Origin of the sequence: Vibrio sp. TBV020 (assembly GCF_046056895.1) — a bacterium.
Classification (GTDB): domain Bacteria; phylum Pseudomonadota; class Gammaproteobacteria; order Enterobacterales; family Vibrionaceae; genus Vibrio.
This window is the reverse complement of sequence record NZ_JBEEAQ010000003.1, coordinates 1,306,851-1,325,421: the sequence shown is the minus strand read 5'-3', so window position 1 is coordinate 1,325,421 and position 18,571 is coordinate 1,306,851. Positions and strand designations below refer to the sequence as shown.

General features: G+C 45.3%; 22 protein-coding genes. All 22 read right to left on the bottom strand.

The genetic code is table 11. The annotated features are described in order from the left end of the window. The 22 genes from AAFX28_RS14110 to AAFX28_RS14005 all read right to left on the bottom strand — a co-directional run bounded on the left by AAFX28_RS14110 (position 1) and on the right by AAFX28_RS14005 (position 18,464). Positions 1-681, bottom strand: coding sequence for a hypothetical protein (locus AAFX28_RS14110; RefSeq protein ID WP_408688551.1), 681 nt, complete (start codon positions 679-681; stop codon positions 1-3). A 59-nt stretch (positions 682-740) separates the two neighbouring features. Further along, entirely contained in the window at positions 741-1,805 is a 1,065-nt protein-coding gene (locus AAFX28_RS14105; protein WP_408688549.1) for a hypothetical protein, read from the bottom strand. A gap of 11 nt (positions 1,806-1,816) precedes the next feature. Then, entirely contained in the window at positions 1,817-3,784 is a 1,968-nt protein-coding gene (locus tag AAFX28_RS14100) for a hypothetical protein (RefSeq protein WP_408688548.1), read from the bottom strand. Then, complete coding sequence (locus AAFX28_RS14095) at positions 3,777-5,795, bottom strand: hypothetical protein (protein WP_408688546.1); 2,019 nt, start codon at positions 5,793-5,795, stop codon at positions 3,777-3,779. Before AAFX28_RS14095 ends, AAFX28_RS14100 begins: the two co-directional genes overlap by 8 nt. Next, entirely contained in the window at positions 5,795-6,244 is a 450-nt protein-coding gene (locus AAFX28_RS14090; RefSeq protein WP_408688544.1) for a hypothetical protein, read from the bottom strand. The genes AAFX28_RS14095 and AAFX28_RS14090 overlap by 1 nt, the downstream gene beginning before the upstream one ends. Beyond that, positions 6,244-6,723, bottom strand: coding sequence for a hypothetical protein (locus AAFX28_RS14085; RefSeq protein ID WP_408688543.1), 480 nt, complete (start codon positions 6,721-6,723; stop codon positions 6,244-6,246). The genes AAFX28_RS14090 and AAFX28_RS14085 overlap by 1 nt, the downstream gene beginning before the upstream one ends. Before the next feature lie 56 nt (positions 6,724-6,779). Next, positions 6,780-7,772 carry a N4-gp56 family major capsid protein gene (locus AAFX28_RS14080; protein ID WP_408688541.1) on the bottom strand — a complete coding sequence of 331 codons (993 nt, stop codon included), beginning with the start codon at positions 7,770-7,772 and terminating at the stop codon, positions 6,780-6,782. Between the two features lie 20 nt (positions 7,773-7,792). After that, positions 7,793-8,653, bottom strand: a complete 861-nt coding sequence (locus AAFX28_RS14075) for a hypothetical protein (RefSeq protein WP_408688540.1) — start codon at positions 8,651-8,653, stop codon at positions 7,793-7,795. A gap of 107 nt (positions 8,654-8,760) precedes the next feature. Then, on the bottom strand, positions 8,761-8,946 hold the full coding sequence (locus AAFX28_RS14070; protein WP_408688538.1) for a hypothetical protein: 186 nt from the start codon (positions 8,944-8,946) through the stop codon (positions 8,761-8,763). Next, complete coding sequence (locus tag AAFX28_RS14065) at positions 8,937-9,170, bottom strand: hypothetical protein (RefSeq protein WP_408688537.1); 234 nt, start codon at positions 9,168-9,170, stop codon at positions 8,937-8,939. Before AAFX28_RS14065 ends, AAFX28_RS14070 begins: the two co-directional genes overlap by 10 nt. After that, positions 9,157-9,708, bottom strand: coding sequence for a DUF2829 domain-containing protein (locus tag AAFX28_RS14060; RefSeq protein WP_408688535.1), 552 nt, complete (start codon positions 9,706-9,708; stop codon positions 9,157-9,159). The genes AAFX28_RS14065 and AAFX28_RS14060 overlap by 14 nt, the downstream gene beginning before the upstream one ends. Positions 9,709-9,819: 111 nt before the next feature. After that, entirely contained in the window at positions 9,820-12,036 is a 2,217-nt protein-coding gene (locus tag AAFX28_RS14055; RefSeq protein WP_408688533.1) for a hypothetical protein, read from the bottom strand. A 2-nt stretch (positions 12,037-12,038) separates the two neighbouring features. Beyond that, positions 12,039-13,580: a TerL gene (locus AAFX28_RS14050; RefSeq protein WP_408688531.1), complete on the bottom strand. Its 1,542-nt coding sequence runs from the start codon at positions 13,578-13,580 to the stop codon at positions 12,039-12,041. 125 nt (positions 13,581-13,705) lie between these two features. Further along, positions 13,706-14,458: a hypothetical protein gene (locus AAFX28_RS14045; protein ID WP_408688529.1), complete on the bottom strand. Its 753-nt coding sequence runs from the start codon at positions 14,456-14,458 to the stop codon at positions 13,706-13,708. Positions 14,459-14,756: 298 nt separating this feature from the next. Further along, on the bottom strand, positions 14,757-14,945 hold the full coding sequence (locus tag AAFX28_RS14040; RefSeq protein ID WP_408688527.1) for a hypothetical protein: 189 nt from the start codon (positions 14,943-14,945) through the stop codon (positions 14,757-14,759). A 5-nt stretch (positions 14,946-14,950) separates the two neighbouring features. Further along, on the bottom strand, positions 14,951-15,235 hold the full coding sequence (locus AAFX28_RS14035; protein ID WP_408688525.1) for a hypothetical protein: 285 nt from the start codon (positions 15,233-15,235) through the stop codon (positions 14,951-14,953). Between the two features lie 10 nt (positions 15,236-15,245). Further along, complete coding sequence (locus AAFX28_RS14030; protein ID WP_408688523.1) at positions 15,246-15,758, bottom strand: glycoside hydrolase family 108 protein; 513 nt, start codon at positions 15,756-15,758, stop codon at positions 15,246-15,248. 40 nt (positions 15,759-15,798) lie between these two features. Next, positions 15,799-16,053, bottom strand: a complete 255-nt coding sequence (locus AAFX28_RS14025; RefSeq protein ID WP_408688522.1) for a hypothetical protein — start codon at positions 16,051-16,053, stop codon at positions 15,799-15,801. Positions 16,054-16,137: 84 nt separating this feature from the next. Continuing rightward, positions 16,138-16,881: a TIGR02642 family protein gene (locus tag AAFX28_RS14020; protein ID WP_408688520.1), complete on the bottom strand. Its 744-nt coding sequence runs from the start codon at positions 16,879-16,881 to the stop codon at positions 16,138-16,140. Beyond that, positions 16,874-17,296: a VRR-NUC domain-containing protein gene (locus AAFX28_RS14015; RefSeq protein ID WP_408688518.1), complete on the bottom strand. Its 423-nt coding sequence runs from the start codon at positions 17,294-17,296 to the stop codon at positions 16,874-16,876. The genes AAFX28_RS14020 and AAFX28_RS14015 overlap by 8 nt, the downstream gene beginning before the upstream one ends. 211 nt (positions 17,297-17,507) lie before the next feature. Further along, positions 17,508-18,113 (bottom strand): 3'-5' exonuclease, encoded by a 606-nt coding sequence (locus tag AAFX28_RS14010; RefSeq protein WP_408688516.1) that lies wholly within the window; start codon positions 18,111-18,113, stop codon positions 17,508-17,510. 24 nt (positions 18,114-18,137) lie between these two features. Continuing rightward, positions 18,138-18,464: a hypothetical protein gene (locus AAFX28_RS14005; RefSeq protein WP_408688515.1), complete on the bottom strand. Its 327-nt coding sequence runs from the start codon at positions 18,462-18,464 to the stop codon at positions 18,138-18,140. Positions 18,465-18,571: the final 107 nt, after the last annotated feature.

Here is an 18,571-nt window from a genome sequence, read left to right as displayed (position 1 = left end):
TTAAGCGGTTATGTAAGTAAATGGTTTGGTTTTCTCTCCAGCATCCCAAGCACCAAACTTAGCCCAAACATCGCGCTTGCGCACTACATGCGCAGCAAGCACCTGGCGAAGTTCAGCAAGAGTCGTCGTACGCCAAGAGTTATCCGCTAAGCGAAACATCTCGGTTTCATTTTCTGTCGCCCCAATCGTTTCGGCATCATCGATCACCGTACGAATATCAACGGCATCTTCGAGACATTGCCATTCCACACCAAGCAGAAATAGATTCGCACTCACTGCTGTATCACGAATTATTTTCGCTTGTGCCTCTAGCTCTTCAACCGTTGGCGGGCGTGGTGCTGCTGGTGGCGATACATCCCAATCATGTGCTCTAACCAATCCGTTATCGATATGCCATTGCACTCGATACTGTTTCCAGTTTGGATGATACGGCGTAATCATTAGGTCTTGGCCAATCACCCGCACTGAGAAATTGCTTTCCGTAGTAAAGCAGAGATCATGAATCGGCTCGGCCACAGGATCACTTACCTCTTGGACAGGCTCAACATAGTCATGTGCAAAAATTTCACTATTCGCTGCCTTAATATCTAGCCCTAAGCTGAACCATTTCTCGGACCCAGCTTCAATAACTTGAACACCATCGGTTACCGCGGTATTCGTTTCATCTGTGTATTGCCACATAATCGCCTCGTTTCGTTAGGCATTAAAAAAGCCTCCGAAGAGGCTTAATTAAAGAAAGGTTAAATGACTGTCCAAGTGGTGACATCAGCGTGTTTAAGAGTGGCATCTGCAGAATATATTAAGCCGTAAATCCTATACGCTGCATTAACAGTTGTCCCCACCCTTACAAGCAGTCCCAACAGGCTCTTGTTTGTAATATCATAGAATGAGCACCCATCATAAACTGCACCAGAAATTGTAACATTTGGGACTGCTCTCATTATGACAGGGAAGTTAATTGAAACCCCAAATGAGTCAGGACGACCACACCCAAGCATAAAACCGGCACTAGAGTGTTCATACCTTCTAACATATTGACTGTAACAATTGCGTTGCTTGCTTTCTTCATCCTCTGGATGCCAAGGAACTTTGACCTCACCCATACGCAAATCGACTTTATCTGACGTATTTGGCAGTGCAATACCCCAATGTCCACTAGCTGGACTCTTGCCTTCCCAGATAACCACACCATCGGCTTGCAATATGTAATTCGCTTCCGGTAAGTATGAACCATCTTCTACCACTTGGAACATACGAGTAGCATCGTACTTGCGCCATAAATCCCAACCTTGAGCGTCAACGACCAATGCTGACCAGTTACCATCAAAGCCAATTTGATTTACTGGATGAGTCATATCCGTGTTGTGAAGCAATCTAGGCTGAGCTGCTACTGATAATAATTCTTCCAATGAACTAGTAGATTTACGGTTTTTACAACCAACCAACATGATCGTATTACATGTTGTACCCGATCTAGTTGCCTCAACCGTTGTAGCAGATTTTGCAGTTAAAGTTACGTAAGACGTACCTGCGCTGTCATTTGGATCGTAAACTCGTTGTGACCACCCTGTCGGAGAACGAGTAAGCACTTCTTTAGGAATGATTGTTGTTACGGATTCGTCAACATGATTGCCAACTGTCCAAGTCCAATGTAACTCGTCAAAATCTTCCCAAGCACAGGTTGTAGGTAACGTATATAAAGATGGGTTAACTACACCGTCTAAATCGAAAGGAATGATAGTTAAACGTTCTACTGTTTCTCTACTGCCTTTACCGAAGACAGTCTCTGGTGTTAAAAATGCCATAATCTGTCTCCTTAGAGTTCCGCGTTTGCTATTAACCAAGTAGTGGTGGATGGGTTGCTAGTACTATATCTCGCTCCCCAAGGAGTATGCGATGTACCTGTAGGGGTCAGCGACACATCAGAACTAACGTCTGGTTGTGTTCTCATAGTTACAGGGAAGCATATCTGTGTCCAATGCCCCGCATTGTTAAGCGCAGAAAGACCTACATATAACGCATCCGCATAATCGTTTGCATCCATACGAATATAATAACGCTGACACTTCGCAAGGTTAGTAGCAGGGTCATCCGGTACGAATGGCGTAGCCACTGAACCTAGTTCTAGTTTCATCATTGACGCTGTAATAGGTACATCTAAATCCGTACTATCCCAATGACCACTAGCAGGTGATATAACCTGCTTAACTATAGTGTCACCACCGTCTACATAGCTCAGCGTATATGTGGTACTTGGTAGTAATGCTAAATCTTCTACAGGCTGACGCTTAGTATTGGCATCAATTTTTTTCCATCTATCGAACCCGTACTCACCTATGGTTACGCTCGCCCAATCAATCACTTCACGCTGGTTTTCTGTCTCCAGTGCATTAATGAACACATTAGGATTAGGCTGCATAACATCAGGCATTCTACTTGTCTCACCAACACCATCAGCAACCACCCACTTGCCGCGATTATTCTTGCGGAAGTAATAAGTAGCATTGCTATTAGCTGGGAACTTATAGCCGGTATGCGTACCGTCGTCGTAATCCCACGTTTCCGTTTGAGTATCGATTGTGATGTAAACGCTATCGGCACCCGTTGATCCAATTGCACTAACCGCAAACCAAGTGCCATTTGGCATACCAATCGGAACAAGAGCGGTTTTGCTTATGTCATCGGACATATCCAGTTCATATGCTTTCTTTTTAGCTACGGAAAAGTTGGCCGTTTTCAGAATGAACTTAGGGACACCGCCGCCACCAACGCCAGCCCACTCAACACCGTTACCACCTTGGAATTCATCTTCGTCGTCGTCATAGCGAAACGCGCCTTTATCTGGCGTTCCGCCTTCAGCCGAAGTACCCACTGGCATGAAAGCTTTACCAGTTGGTGAGTCTTTTGAAACCGTTGTTAATGCAGAAAGATTCGTAACAACCCAAGCGCCTTGCTCGTAAACGTAACTTTTACCATCAGTACTGTTGTAATAACTCGCACCTTCAGTAAGTGGGTTACCATCGTTGTCTGTGGTTGGTGGGGTAGCATGACTGCCTAAGTGAAGCTTTTGCAGTAAAGCATAAGTTGCTTTGGTTTCATCTTTTGCCTGAACCGTCGTGTCTTTATCTTGGCTAACTTGTTGTTGCCAACTATCGACATCACTGTGCATCGAAGTAACCTCTTGATGCTTAGTGGTTACGTCTTGTTGTTTTTGAGTCACATCGGTTTGACGCTCGGCAATATCTTCTTGAATGGCGATCAGATCAGCGAGTACCGCATCAGGGACCATACCTACATCCACCAGCACTTCATCATTAAGTGTGAGCGCACTGGTAAAGGTAATGGTCTTAGTAGGTACATCATAGTTAAAGCCTACTGTTTGATAGAGTCGGCCCCCGTTCTTATGTACATACGCTAAAGACTGAAACTGAGAAGGTAAAACAATCTGCGTTTGCCCCTCTGTCGCAACATAACGCAGAGTAGTGAATCGCCCATCAACTGGCCCCAAACCTGTGAGCGAGTTTTCAATGTTATCTAAGCGATCATCCTGTTCATTGTTTTTGTTACCTTCGGCTGCAACCTGACCATGCGTAGCTGGATGATTATCCTCAGTCGGCGCAACAATAGTAAAAGAGGTAAGAAAGCCAATAGTTCCATCTTGGCGAGGTTTAGGTAGCTTCTCAAAAGCACTTTGAACGGCATCTAACTCATTGCGCACATCATCAGATCGTGCGGTAGTAAACGGTTCTAACTCGGCTTTACGTTCGTAGTAATCGTTAGACACGGTACTTTCTCCTTGGAATATAAGAGAGCGTATAACCGTCTAGCTTGAAGTTCTTTTCGTAGTCACTTCGACCAGACAGCAGAATGGAAATATTTTTCGAATGGCCATTGAGATAGACCGTTGGTGTCACGTAGTCAGGACTTGACCAGAAGAAATTATCCCAAAGGGATTCATCCCATCGACCACCACCACCAAATACGCCTTGAATCTCGCTTCGTGATTGCGCGTGCTCCATTGAGCCATAATCGAGAGAGTGAATAAATTTTAGATTGAGCGAGCCTTCAGAAGACATTTGCAGTTCGAACGAATCCCAAGACTTAACGATATTAGGGCTACCCGTATGCGTATAAGCCAAGCGAAGCACCCAATAAATTTCGCTACCAGCAAACGAACAGATCTTGTCGTTTTGTCGATAGATGAGCCCATCATCAAATGCGAGGTATGTATGCTCCTTAGTATCCCATACTCCCTCTAGTGGCTTAGGGTATGAGAAAAAGGACGCACGGTTTTTTCCGTCAGAAAGTAACTGAACAATAAAATGCCTAGCTAAGCCACGCTGATAAAAACGGACTTGGTTATGCTCTCTTTTATGTGAATGAGCAAAGAACTTGGTATGAAGAGGATGAAACGCATCATCACCTAACAGCGCATTCGCATGAATTTCACTGGCAATAAAGTCACCAAACGCCTCGGTTTGGGTTACATCGATAAAGCCGTTGTTACTGTGTGCAATCGGCTTGAAGGTGCCTGTCAATGTACCAGCGGTAATACCAACCTTTGACAGTGGCCCTGCAACCCAATCTTGGCGAGTACTACCACTTAACACATGTAGGCTATTCTCACAGCCGATCAACATGTAACCACCTGGCATTGATTGCAATGCGGTGATCTCATCCCCAGTACCAAACTGCTCAGCACCTAATAGGATTTCCCAATTTAACGGTTCACCGACAGCACAATGCCCATACTGACCACCTTGAAAGGCGACAAACAAGTGATTGCGGTGTATTGCTATCGCAGTGATCGTACGAGTGTCATGCACGGGAATGGGAATGATCACGCCATTAGGACGGACTTCAACCAGCGATTCCCCATTAGTGCCGTAAGCGTAACGAGTAGCACTACCTGCATAGAAGTTGTGATACTTAAAGGTCCAGACTTTCCCAGCAGAGTAAGTCGCCTTGATCATCGATCCAGCTGTAACTGCTTTTACTGCCCCGCCAATGGATACATTAACATCCGCATTAACAGTAACTGGCTGGTCAATATACATAATGCCGGTTTGACCATCGGCTGAGAATGTTGCCGCGTGCAAGGTAACGACTGTCCCGCCAACATCAACGCTAACCCCATCGACAAACGCTTCAGGCTCAGTCACTGTTTTAAGGGTCACTTCATACACATCAGGCACAGCCGTCCATGTATGATCGTTATTGCCCAATGAGATTGCGAGATCACTGCCATTATCGCGAAACGCAATTAACTGACCATTAAGATCCACCACACCGCGAAGTAAACCATCACCGATAGGCTTAGCGATTTTGCCAAACATGAGCTTATGTGCTGACGCCAAAATTTGCGCCTGTTCTTCAGCATTACTGCCAAAGCCAAATGTGGTGATGTAATTCAATGGCTGAGTAACTGGCCCACCGCTAGGAGGTGTGATAGTCACTGTGTCATCTTTGACACCAACTAACTTCACAGCGACCACTTTTAATGACAGGTTAGGCTCATCAATAGAAAAGATGTGGCCAACAAAACCATTTAACTCGAGCGTACCGCCCACCCACGCAGCGTCGACCACTGGCAAGATCACACGATAGTAAATGTAGTCACTTGGGGCTGGCGCACCATCAACAGGCTCATAGCCCTCAATGCGCCCAAAGCCACCACCCCATAAAGGCTGAACATTATCGGCAGTTATGGCATGACTTGGCGATTTAGCGATCGGAGGCGTAACAAGGTCGACCGTGCCTTGCAATGCTACGTGTTGAGTTTTTGGTTGTGGCATTATGGTAGCGGGCTCTCAGAAACAGGTTCAGAAGGTTTACCCCAATTCGCACCGATATAGCGATTAGCCATTTTAGACATAATCTTGCTATGACCTTCATCTGCAATAGCACGCAACTCAGGCGCATTAAGAGACAGAGATTGTTTCTTCATTGCCTGATAAACGATGATCATTTGGTACTGCTCGGGAATGAATGGGGTATGAAGTTGCTCAGTGAGAACTTGAGGGTCGTGACGGTTGTAAAACGTATCTGCTTCAGCGGGATCGTCTTTAGGCTTCAAACCAAAAAACTCACTATCCCAGTTGTCGTCTTGGACCTCTACCCAAGCTTCACGAATAGCATCCACGATTTTCCCGTAGCGCCCAGTTTGGTTAACGACAGCGGTTAACCCCGTACCGCTGTCGTTCATCTCACCGTGCAATCGATTACACAGCTGAAGGAAATTCATTACACTTCAGACACTGCGTAACAACGGCGAATGATAGGAGTGATTGAACCATCTTTCTCCTGCTTGTAGGTCGTCACCTTCACATCTTTAATGTGCTTGATCATCGGCTCAGGCAGTTCAATCTCTTCTTCAAACTTAACCAGAATCTTGTATTCATTGATCTGGAAATACTCTTGAGGGGAGTCAGTCAATGAGTTTTGCACAATCACTTTACGGCGAGGATGCGCAGAAACTGGTTTGTAAACAGGTTCTTTAGCTCCTGTCTGTGCAGGTACAATTGGATCTTGAGGTTTTAAGCGCTCAGGCAATAAGCTCATAGGACGCTCATAACCGTTGTTTTCTTCAAACGCTAGAATTGCGTCTTGCAGGTCGTTAATACTTGCACTGCCATCGGGCTCAATGCCACATACATCTTTTAAGTGCGTAATGAGCGGGTCTTTACGTTTAACGTCTAAGTTAATGAAATCGTAGTTGGCCATAATCAGTTTCTCTTATTCAAAAAAAAGCCCCTCGTTAGAGGGGCAAAGGCAAGGTATTACAGCTGAGTTGCTGCTACCTCGATGCGCATGAGCCATGCTTGGTTGAGGATGACACCTGCAAACCACATGATCCAACCAACGGAACCATTCTGGCCGAGTTCATCACCAAACTCAGGTTTACCTGGGTTACGCACTTTCAATTCGTGCGACTGTTTACCTTTCAGTGGGCAGACACCGTAAGCGTCCTCACCGAAGACAACGATCGGGTAAACGTCTGCATTAGTACCAGTGGTAGAAATCACCGTACCACCAGCTGCACCGCCCGCATCTTCGAGAGGAATTAACAACGGCGTGGTAATAAAGCGCACGTTCTCAACACTACCGAACTCTTCAGGTACGATAGGGCTACGTGAGCCGTATTTCGCTACTGGGGTAAAGCCTTCCAGATCGCGAATATCTGCTTCAAGGTCGGTATGACAAACAGCGATGTACGCAGCTTCAACCGGCTTGGTAGCGTAATCTGCCGAACCGGACAAGATACGAGTTTTCTTCTTCGCACGGTTACCAGACAGCGAACGTACTGCCTGACGAAGTTTCACTAGAGAAATCTTAGTGTTTACTTCGTTACGAGCGGTACCGTTAGCAAAAACAACCGCAGTACCAGCAGATACGATACCCCAAAGAACAAGCTCTGCAGTTTCTGCCGCTTGTTGACCACACAATTGAGTCATCTTTTGAAGAATTGGATCTTCGTGCGTGTCTTGGATTACATCAGTAATGCCCGTCCAGTCACCGTATTGCTTTAGATCCACTTCCACATCTTCGACCGCAAGCTTTTGACCTGCAGGACGAACACCTTCAGTAAGTGGTACGGTTGCGGCTGGGAATGGCACCGCACGACGGAACTTAGCTTTCTGACCTTTATTCTTTGGTACAGGCTCAGTTTGACCAAGCTTAGAAAGGACTTGGATCACATCGGCGTGAACCAAGAATTGCGCCTTCGCGTAAAGACCTACGCGTGGGGTAATATCACCGTATTGGGTCGACATAGAATCACCTTTAGAATGAATTAACTATGTCCGAAGTCCTTTTCGACCTGCTGAGAGATAGACTTCCAAAGTGCATCTTCATCATCTACATCAGCATTGTCTTTCGGTACTGCAGAGCGGCCACCAGCCGTATTAAGAGAGCGCTTTTGCTTCTCACGGCGACTTTGGACCTCGCTACCGGGACTCGGACTGGATTTGAATTGATTGAGCAGGTAAATGGCGTCTTGTGGGTCATCGGAATCGAATAGCCCTTGTACCCCTGCAGGTTGAGATTCGAGCCAAGAGTTGAAACGAGGGTCTTGTAGAATCTGTCGAGCGTCAGGAATAGCGTCTTCAACCGCTGATTCAGCAGCAATCTGAGTTTCTTCCTGTAGGCTTTCCAGCTCCCCATCAACGAGGCTCTGCATTGGGTCAAGTGCGGCTTTGATTGACTGATTTGTTCGTTCAGTACTTTTCGCCATGCTTTTTTCAAGCTCTTCAGCAAGCTCAGGGAAGTTCTCGCGGAAGTCATCATCGAGAAAACCTTCTGGGTTCTCAGCTAGACTTTGCGTAACTTGACTAAGCTTCTGTTGAGCACCTTCCCAACGTTTTAGCGCGGATCTAGTGCGTCCCTTTTCTGAATTAAGAGAATGCTCTAAACGCGCATTGGCGGCTTTCAGTTGCTCAAGCTCATCAGGCTCCTGTTCATTCGAACTAGTCGCTTTGTCTTCTTCCCCTTGGCCTAGAGGATCCAACTCGCTTTCATTTGATTTAATAGGGTCTACCGTTGGCTCGTTCACGACTTCGCCAGTTAATTCACCCGTCATTTCAGAGACTGCGGTTGCAAAAACGGCATCTTCATCAATGTCTAGGTGATCTTGGTTGTTATCTTCGACCTTCATCGAATATCTCCTTGCGGCATTTCTGCGGCTTGGGTAAGGCGGCATTGACTGCGGCCAGAAACGAAAAAACCCCGCCGATTGGCAGGGTTTCAGTAATGGTTAATTGTTTATTGCTGTAGTGGTTTGTCTAACTTATCTAGGAGCTCTTTAAGCTTCTCAAGCTCTAAGTATCGACCTCTTAGCAATGTGGTTTGAGTCTCGTCATTCGGATAAACCAATTGGTCTTTAACTTGCTCCATTCGCTCATCGACATATTCAGAGACTTTCTTGCGTGCTATGGCATCTAACTGCATACATAAACCTGTAAGCTTTTAGTGCCTTTGTGCTTTAGGTTGACGCACATAGCAGCGGCCTTGAGTCGGCCATTAAAAAAGGTTTCGACGCGCTCACGCACATCAGAATAATTTTTGAAAGGGTTACAAGCGATCACCAAAGCATACTCGCCAAAGCGATCGTATAAGTAAGCTTGCACCATGCTTGCAGCTAAAGTTTGGTTAGGTTCTTTATTGGTTTGCATCTACCACCACCCAATCTTCAGCATCCATATCAGATTGACTTGCCAACCAACCGGGGAGCATTGCTCGACGGCCTTCAGCATTGACAGTGTACATATCAAAGTGCGGTAAGATTTCACATTCATCTACACCGTGGCTCTTGTACACGCTACCTTCAAACATGGCATGTGTTTCACCTTTAGAACCTGGATTGTAAATACACCACATTCCCTTACCATTCCACCCACGACGAGCAACCTTAAAGCCTTTCTTCATGGCGTTAATCGCCTGGCCAAATGTCATTGACAATGTTGTTCCCAAAGCCAAATCAAACAACGGAAGAAATGCCCCACCATCAGCGGTATTAAAACCAAATCCCACTTCCGAAAAATCTTTACCTTCTTCGGCAGGAATATCAGGATTCATAAAAAAGTCAGGATTGCGATAGAACCGTGCAACTACAGTCTCATCAGTTACTGTAGTTAGCGTATAATCCAACCCTTCCACTAATATAATCCCTTTGTGACTATGGACTGTTTGGCCTTTGCTTTGATCACTCATTGGTCATTACCTTTCTTTCGGAAACAAAAAAGCCCAACCGGTTAGGGCTGGGCTCAGGGGATACTTTTGCATTATTGGAAATTATCGCGCAACTAATCTGTAAGTCAATACTTAGTCAAGGCCAAAATTGCCTTCTTGACCAAGAGTGAACTTCAAGTCGTACTCAGCTAAAAACTTCTGCATGTCGTGATCTTGCTTAGCTCTTTGCTTGCTTAGCTCTGTCACTAGACGCTCAGTGTTCCACTTATCGTTTTGAGCAAGGCGCATCATTTCGACTTCTTTTTGCTGCGCTAACTTCATTTGGTCGCTCTGATAGCGGAACAATGCTTGCTGTCTTCGGATCTCTTGCTCTGCAAGTTTACCCTCTGCTTTCAATCGCTCAACTTGTCGAGTCGTATCAGCTTTAAACTCTTCGAGCTGCATCTGGTGCTCATGTTTCATTTTCGTAAGCTGAATATCCATCTGCGCTTTGATCAGTGCTGGGTCTTGTGGTTTGTTCTTCGCCTCTTCTTGTTGCTGTTTGATGATCTGGTCATATTCTGACTTCGGCTTAAGCATTGCTTGTACACCAAGACTCATTGACTTAACCAGTGACTCAAGGCCGTTGTACCAATCAAATGCTGGCGCCAAGTGTGGATGCGCTGAGAATCGGTCGAACATTTCAATGATCTGTGCCGTCTGCATTTCTTTAACTAGAAGTGCCGAAGTGCCTCGAGCAGTACAACTCATATCGCCTTTAATGTCGTTACGTGGGTTGAACTGCATGTTCCAAACATAGAAACGAGTCACTAATGGCTTAGTCACTGCATCATCGAACTCTTTCACCTGGCGACGACGAACTGCGTTAGCAGCATTCATCAACATACTCATGCCGCCAAGTGTTGGTGTTACCTGTCCTTGCTCACCTTGAGAGATCATCGGTAACCCCGACTCTTCATCCATAAAGGCTTTCGCCATACCAATAACATTTTGGTATTCAGCCTGTCGGGATTGCATAGAGAAGACACCGAATGCTTTTTGCGCTTCAAAGTGCGCCGTCGCGTTGCTGCTATCTTTGGTGTACCACGTTTTACGAGGTGAGAACTCATACTTACCATCAGCTGGCTCAAGTACCGCTTTGTTAACAACGATCTGATCACCAATGGTCGTAACGCCGTTATCCAGCATTGCACGCCAAGCTGAGTTCATTACATCTTGAGTATCTTTGATTAAATGAGGGATACCGAAACCAAAGATGCCAGATACATCGGGTTCGGCACAATAAACCGAATACGGGTTATCTTCAGTATCAAAAGGGTTAAGGTTCACATCAATAATGACGCCATTACCCGACAATTGAATAACACCTTCGACTTCTCCGTGCTCACCTAGATCGTCGTCATCTTCTTCAAACAACCCCGCTTCAATAAGTACACGGTTAGGCACTGGACCATGATAGGTCCAAATCTCATAGCGATTGTCTTTGTAAGTCGGCTGTAATCCATTTAACTGTCTAATCTGGTTAACATAACCAAGAACGTCACCAGTTACTGCATGGGTATCTTTCGGATCAGTTCTAATGAGCGCCTTTAAACCTTCAGCGATCTTGTTCTTGTCTTTGAGCATTTTAATTAGAGTGCGCTTATTCAGATACTCGCGCTCAAAGGTATGCTGACAATCTTCAATACAAGTTGCCGACATATCCGGTACAAAGTCCCAAGGGTAGACGTTCTTAGCGGCTGGCTTTTCTTCGTGAACAATATCAGCGGCCCAAACGCCAGATTCAACCTCATTCCACTTTGACGACTTTCTCACTTCCATCACTGGCGCACGCACTATGCCAGTACCAAGCACGCCAGCATAGTGAAGCATCCAACGGGATTCACCGGCGTAGTCACACTCTTCTAGTTGATCATCAATTTGCGATTCCATTCCGCGAGCTCGAGCAATGGCCTCATCCATCTCTCGCTTAGCGACAACGGCCACATCACTTTCCTGATCGGGGTCTTGCTCAAGAATCTTCTCTAACTGCGGCACTGGCGTTGGAGAGATACCATAGTTTTTGTCGTCAGCTGGAAACAACATATCAGTCATTTGCGCTACCCAAGCATCCGTCTTGCTGCGGGTATAGCCGATAAACACCTGGCTTCGCTTCTGCTCTTTCGCGTCAGTGTAGAACTGCTCTTCATACTTACCCATATAGCGGCGCATATCGTCAACCCAACGCTGTTCTATAGGTGTACGAGATTGAAGTTCTTCACGTAAAGTAACTAGTAACTCTTGCCCGAAGTTTTTAATAGGCGTGAGTACGTCCACATCCTCTTGATGTGTTTCTGGAGTGTCTTGCATGATTAGTACCCTGCGTTAGCGTTGAGAGTTTTGTAGGCGTGAGTAGCTTGGTGAATAATTTCTTCGCGGCGGTTTGTAGGTAACGCACCTAAACAGACGTACTGGAAAGCATCAGACAAGTGTGAATATTGGTTCTTGTCTGGTTTATCCGAATACTTCTCTTGTCCCGATACGTTAAGTCGCTTGTACTGGTAACCCGTTTCCATTGCCTTGATGAGAATCCGACAATGCGGGCTAATAGTGATAGCCGGCTGACCGCGATAAAGCTGGTGTAAAAAGTAACGAACCGCCTCAAGTCGGGCGGTTACGTTGTTAGTTGCTGCTGGTTCGGCTCGTAAGCCTTCTTCTTCGAGAATCCCGAAACAGGTCTTCTCATCGTTCTGGTCCTTGGCCACACCTGCCGGGTCACCAAAGAACTCAAGATCACAACCTTTATATTTCTGCGCAATGAGTGGGTTCAGCTGCTCTTTGACAAAGCGCCTGATCCCCATACCTTCAGATACCACCTCATCAATGATTCGAACCTGTCCAGAAGGTGAGATCTGAATGAATACTGCAGAAGGAGTCAGACCGAAGTCGAGGCCGATCAGTGTTGGCCAGCCTTTCACTGGCAATAGTTTGGTTTTGCTTACATGGAAGTCACGGTTAAACGAGTCGCCGAACACTGGCTTACCATCAGCAACCACGGCGAACTTGTTACACATCCTTGAACGAATCCAGTTCAGTGTTTGGCCTTGTACTTTCTCAAGCCAATAGCCCCACTTGTTCTTGTGGTTATCTGCGTTCTCTGCAGCGGGATTAGCAACGAATGTCTTGCCTAAGTACTCAATGACATACCCTGCATCAATCATGTTGCGGATCTCGGGTGACAGTGCCTCTTTCGGTGTCCCGGTGATCTCTAGTAATCCACCTGGTTGTTCAACAAAGGTCCAGTTGTCCGGGCAAAGTGGTGTCTGTGTCTCTTCATCGACGCCCTTCTCCATTTCGTACCACCAGTGATCATCATCTGGTGAGTTGGTATCCATGATCATGCCGTACCACGTAGGACCACCATCACGCATTGAAGGGTAACGACCTGCACGCGAAAGAGCTTCGAGGACAACCGAACGAGGTAGAAACTGTGCTTCGTTAATCCATACGCCTGTACATTCAAGCGACATTAGCTTGGATATGTCTTTAGGCTTATCGAGTGACAAGAAGAAGAACTCAGCTTCTATCGTGGTTTCCCCGTCCGGGTGTTTTTGTTTCCACAATCCACGGATAGGAGAGTCGTAAACAATCGGACAAATAGACTGGGGTATCCAGTCTTGGAACGTTTTGATTACCGTTCCTTTCAGTTCTGGGTAGGTATTACGAATACATAACCATCGTGTCTTACGCACACCTTCAGCATTTGGCTCCTGCTCCATGCTGACTTTCTTCATGTGCATCACACAACCTACCGACTTACCAGAGCCGATCGGACCACGTATCGCAGTCACTAAAGGTCTTATCTTGTGAACAACCTTCTTAAATGACGGTGACGCTTTGTATCGAATGTGCACTTATAGCAATCCCAACAACTGCATTAGCCAAAGTGATTGAGGTTCACCGAGCAATGCCATGGCGTAACTAACGCCAAACGACAAAACCGAATAGAAAAAGATGATGAGTAACTTTTTCATAACCTTTACCAATCAATCTCGTAAGTAACTTTATCGTCATCACCGTTGTTCTTGCGCATATCGATGATCACGCCCTTCTCTTCAACTTGTTTTCTAATTAGTTTGATTTGCTCAAGGTCTTTATCTGCTGACGAGTTCAGCTTCTTCATCTTGAGTCTGAGTAGGACACTCTTTTCGCTAATGTCGGCGATAGTGTGAGTGAGGGATTCAATTCGTTGGATAGCCCAATCGAGCTTACCTTCCATTTTGATGTATTGGTCATACAGCTGAACACGTTGCTCAATGCTTTTGGAATCTTCTATATCACTGGCAATTATCTTTAGGGCTCTCATGGAACGAACAGCCCGAACGCGCATCAATCCAAGTTCAGCATCAAGCTCAACTTTATGACTCTTTTCGAGGACCGCAATATCTTCCTCATCCATAAACTCAGCGTAAAACCCGTGAGTCTTTTGGTTGGTGTTCCCCAGCATCCCTGCAGAGAGTTCCTGCGAAAACTCTCGCGCTTCACGGATCACCTTGTCGCAACTCGGATCGCCTTGATTACTCTCGGCTTTCTCCACTTCCTGCGTATTCTTAGTGCGACCATCTGCGACACCTTTTGGTGCTGGTGGCCGTTTGATGTAACGCTTCGCACTGTTGGGGTTGATTCCGTTCTTTTCACACCATCTTTTAACTGTGATCCCAGTCTTTAAATGCTCTGTTTGAAAAGCTCGGTTTAACGCGGGCCAGTTTTTGTCTTGTTTTGGTTTAGCCATAACATCTGACGATCACTCTTTACGCCACTCGCGCCACGCCCAGTAGATAGCGGCAAGGAGCGCGAGTGTTGTAATCACTTCAGAAACCTAAGGTTAAATGATGTGGATATTGTTTGCGGTTAACTTAGCAACAGATGCGACTACGCCCAGAATGACGAATACGTACCAGTAATTAGCTAAGAATGCGAACATAAGGAAAAAGAGTTTCATCTAGAGTATCTCCAACTAAAGGGCTTCTAAATCAGCCCGTAGCTCAGCCAAACGACGAGCGCTAGTAGCATCGAGACAGATACCACCATCACTCAGTTTGATCACGTTTAGATTTGTTGGCCAAGTCGGAGAAGGATTGCTCACTGTGCTGCACGCTCCCACCATTAGAGATAGCATCAGCACTATCATCGGCATAAGAACGTTTCTTTTCGCGGTTACAAGCATCGAGAATCCCCTCTAACATACGACGAACAAATACAAGCCAACTAAAATCCATAAGAACTACTTAGGTGTGGGCATGTTTTTCGAGTGACGATAGTTACCTGCGGCGATATTCCAAAACAGACGAATCCACCACGGCCAGCGCCTTTTAAACTCTTCACTGATCTGTGCATCAACTTGAGACACGATACCGATCAGGCCAGCTGCCACGCCTAGCACTTTGTAAACCCAAGCAGGAATCTCGGGATCGACAGGAACACCAGTTGCCGCCCACGCAATAGCGGGTAGAACGAACAGTAGTAAACCACCCACAAAACTACGGATAAAAGAATATACATTCTTCATAGAACACCTCTTAATTGTCTTCAGCTGCAAATAACAGCACTTGTGAAATACGGCGCATCCAACCACGTCCATATTCATTGAACGTAGAAATGCGCGTATAGAAGTCGATACGCTTTGCGATAAAGCGCATCAACAAATCATTGAGCTCTAGTTTTCTAGTAGCCTCGAGTGTTTTAGGGCCGATTACACCATCAGGCTTAGTGCCTACAGCACGCTGAAGCATTCTTGCTGCTCGAGGAAAACCATGTTGTACAGCTGCATCAAACAGTTGGTATTGCATCGCTGGGCGAAAACGGTCCATTCCCAGAGCAACAAACCAGTCTTCAAAGTAAATAGCGCGAATCTGCTCGTTGGTTAAATTCCGAATATCTAGGTGCGGGTAGGTCATTGCAGAGATCCCGCAGTTCGTGCCTTTTAGCTCGCCAATACCAACCTTGCCACCGGTCCAGTTACCTCGGTCTTTGGGGTCGTCTTGAAACTTGCCTTCGTGTAGCACCACACGTTCGAAAGATTTATCAAACATTTTTCTTCTCGCAATAAAAAAGCCGCCATTTGGCGACTTGTTAAAGATCTAGCTTTTTGAGAATGTGGCTTTGGTTTGTCGTGTTTTGCACTATCTGCCGATTGAGGGTCCTTTGCTCTGAAATGAAGGTGTCAAACTTTTGCATGAACTCTTCATTCTTCTTCTTTGACTCTTGCTCAATACGAGTAATGTCCTTCGTATTGTCTTCTACTCGGTTGTCGAGAGCTCCGTAACCAAAAGCTAATGTTCCTAATATAAGTGCCGCTTGAAGCGCACTTTGAATGTTTACCTGCATACTGACTCCAAAACGAAAAAACCCCGCCAAATGGCAGGGTTAGTTATTCTATTATTGGGGATTATCGCACAGCTTCTGTGCTTGTCAATCTGCTCGCTCGCGCTTAGCACGCGCTTTCATCGCTTGAATAGCGAGGGCTTTATTAGCGTTAAGCTCACTGACCACTGATTCAATCTTGATCGCAGCGTCATTATCTAGCTTCACGTTTAGATTTGATAAATGTATTTTCCAGTCGTTGTGATTGTTCTTAAAGTAACCATCACCGTTACACGACTTACACGGCCCTTCAGCACCATTCCCAGTTCCACCACATCGAGGGCAATGACAAGATAAGCGAGAGTATTTATCGGCATAATCATCAAGGGCTTGCTTTTCTGTTTTAATGTCGAGCTCATGCTGCTCAATCATTCCTTCATGGCGACCTGTTTTAGATAAGGATTTTATCGCCCTTTTCCATGAGTCAATCATTCTTCGGCTTCTATTAGCTCGAGCACCATGGCGCTTAAACAATGATTTGATACGGGTCTGGTTCTTACCTAAAGGAAGGAAACACAACTCGGCATAGGCAACAGTCATCAATGCTTGAGCATTCTTGTCTGATCCGAATGCCTCCAATAAGTGACATTGCAACTTTTCTACGTGCTGCACCTCACCAAACTCAGTAGCCATAACAACCGATAGTCCTATGGGATTTTTATTCCCAGCAACGCATATCGCTGAATACAGTTCTTGTTTGTCGAGTGAGTTTTTAGATCGGTTAAAATTGGAGCTCATATTAACTGACTTCGGTTTACTTAGCTTTTCTAATAGCTCTACAACATTACTCATCTTTCCCTATCCCCAGGTAATCAACAATGACTTGTTTTGCTTCTTCAAACCCATAACAGATAACAGCCAAATACCCTCTTCGATTTAGCCGTTCAATCCATTCCTTTTGCTCTTTCGAAACTGATGATGAAAAACCTTTAGGTGATTTCATTTCGATTCTTAAGCCGTGAAATCCACCAGCAGCAATATCAACAATCAGATCGGGGTAGCCTTTACTACCGCCTAGCTTCTTAAAATCACTTTGTGCTTTGCCACCACGCTTACCTTCATTTGGTACATGCGTAATAGACTCACCTAACTTCTCTCCCTGATAGGAAACCAACCAAGACCAATCAATCAAAGCGGCTTGCTCTGCCGTTTCGATTTCTCTTGGTTTTTTCTTTGAAGATTTTCTAAACAATTCGAGCTCATCCATAAATGACCTTAAGAATACTTTTAAATTCTCGAACGAGACACCACTATATCAAAAAAACCCGCACAATGGCGGGCATGGCTTAAACTACTTTCAGGCTCGTTCGTAGTGGACCAAACACTCTTCACCCTTATAAATGGTTACTGAGTGAAACTTCCCTGTATATTTAGCTAGCTCTTGCATAAAAGGTAATAAACCTAGCTCGTTGGCAAACTTAGCCGCCTGTTCTCGGCTCTTTTTTCGCAACACCGCAGGGACGATTCATGTTATTAAACATCGACCAAATAACAGATACATATTGAGCTTGGAAAATTGCATCATCTAAGGCCGAATGATGAGTACCAGAACGGTGAAGGCTAGATTTTGGATCAATACCAAGGATGTCGCGACCCATTTTTACAATGGTTCGAACATCAAGGTCATTCCAATGAATGAAGTTAGGTCGAATACGCGCAGATTTGAACGCATTATTAAGAATGACGTTATCAAAACCACTTCCGTTACCCCACAAGAAAATTTCTTTTACGCTACCAATATCAGCTAACCATTCGTTTAACTGGTTCAATGCGTCTTTTAAACTTACCTTCTCGGTTTCTTTTTGAAAGATTGCGCGAGCATCTTCAGATTGTTGCATCCACCATTGAACCGTTGAGCTATCGATTTCACCATAGTGCGCTGAACTGTTTAAACTAACCACTTGATAAAATCTATTGCCTAGATCTCCTGTCGTTGGATCAAATACTACAGCTCCAATTGAAACAATTGATGCATTACTACCTGAACCCATTGTTTCTAAATCTACCATTATATGTTTGGTCATAACCTATTCGCTATTAATTTGAGTTTAAGATTGAGCGATCGCCAACTTGTGCTTAATCCACATGTCGACCACTTTTTTAGTTGGTTTTAATTGATGCTTACCGAAAGGAACTTGATGCTGCTTTAATATTTCAAGTACACGATCAACTAAGTAATCAGGCAAACCAACGTTGTAATAACTAGAAACTTGTTCTTCTGCTCGTTCCAGACGAAGACAAAGCATCTTGAATGCTTCTTCTGGCTCTTTACCCATTGAGTACGACAGCATCTTTACCGACTGCTTAAAGCCTAAAGCGGCAACTTCAGCATACTCTTTTGGGTACATTTCACGGGCTGATTTTCTTAAAGACACACAACACCTCGCTTAGCGCAGTAGACACGTAAAAGGGCATTGGTTCGTTGCTCTGGGGTTACCCCCCAGTGCTTGCAGCGAAGGTGCTCAAGCTTGGATTTTTGAGA

Coding starts and splice junctions, on each gene's coding strand:
- AAFX28_RS14110 (WP_408688551.1), bottom strand. CDS start 681: ATGTGGCAATACACAGATGAAACGAATACCGCGGTAACCGATGGTGTT.
- AAFX28_RS14105 (WP_408688549.1), bottom strand. CDS start 1,805: ATGGCATTTTTAACACCAGAGACTGTCTTCGGTAAAGGCAGTAGAGAA.
- AAFX28_RS14095 (WP_408688546.1), bottom strand. CDS start 5,795: ATGCCACAACCAAAAACTCAACACGTAGCATTGCAAGGCACGGTCGAC.
- AAFX28_RS14090 (WP_408688544.1), bottom strand. CDS start 6,244: ATGAATTTCCTTCAGCTGTGTAATCGATTGCACGGTGAGATGAACGAC.
- AAFX28_RS14085 (WP_408688543.1), bottom strand. CDS start 6,723: ATGGCCAACTACGATTTCATTAACTTAGACGTTAAACGTAAAGACCCG.
- AAFX28_RS14080 (WP_408688541.1), bottom strand. CDS start 7,772: ATGTCGACCCAATACGGTGATATTACCCCACGCGTAGGTCTTTACGCG.
- AAFX28_RS14075 (WP_408688540.1), bottom strand. CDS start 8,653: ATGAAGGTCGAAGATAACAACCAAGATCACCTAGACATTGATGAAGAT.
- AAFX28_RS14070 (WP_408688538.1), bottom strand. CDS start 8,946: ATGCAGTTAGATGCCATAGCACGCAAGAAAGTCTCTGAATATGTCGAT.
- AAFX28_RS14065 (WP_408688537.1), bottom strand. CDS start 9,170: ATGCAAACCAATAAAGAACCTAACCAAACTTTAGCTGCAAGCATGGTG.
- AAFX28_RS14060 (WP_408688535.1), bottom strand. CDS start 9,708: ATGAGTGATCAAAGCAAAGGCCAAACAGTCCATAGTCACAAAGGGATT.
- AAFX28_RS14055 (WP_408688533.1), bottom strand. CDS start 12,036: ATGCAAGACACTCCAGAAACACATCAAGAGGATGTGGACGTACTCACG.
- AAFX28_RS14045 (WP_408688529.1), bottom strand. CDS start 14,458: ATGGCTAAACCAAAACAAGACAAAAACTGGCCCGCGTTAAACCGAGCT.
- AAFX28_RS14040 (WP_408688527.1), bottom strand. CDS start 14,945: ATGGATTTTAGTTGGCTTGTATTTGTTCGTCGTATGTTAGAGGGGATT.
- AAFX28_RS14035 (WP_408688525.1), bottom strand. CDS start 15,235: ATGAAGAATGTATATTCTTTTATCCGTAGTTTTGTGGGTGGTTTACTA.
- AAFX28_RS14030 (WP_408688523.1), bottom strand. CDS start 15,758: ATGTTTGATAAATCTTTCGAACGTGTGGTGCTACACGAAGGCAAGTTT.
- AAFX28_RS14025 (WP_408688522.1), bottom strand. CDS start 16,053: ATGCAGGTAAACATTCAAAGTGCGCTTCAAGCGGCACTTATATTAGGA.
- AAFX28_RS14020 (WP_408688520.1), bottom strand. CDS start 16,881: ATGAGTAATGTTGTAGAGCTATTAGAAAAGCTAAGTAAACCGAAGTCA.
- AAFX28_RS14015 (WP_408688518.1), bottom strand. CDS start 17,296: ATGGATGAGCTCGAATTGTTTAGAAAATCTTCAAAGAAAAAACCAAGA.
- AAFX28_RS14010 (WP_408688516.1), bottom strand. CDS start 18,113: ATGACCAAACATATAATGGTAGATTTAGAAACAATGGGTTCAGGTAGT.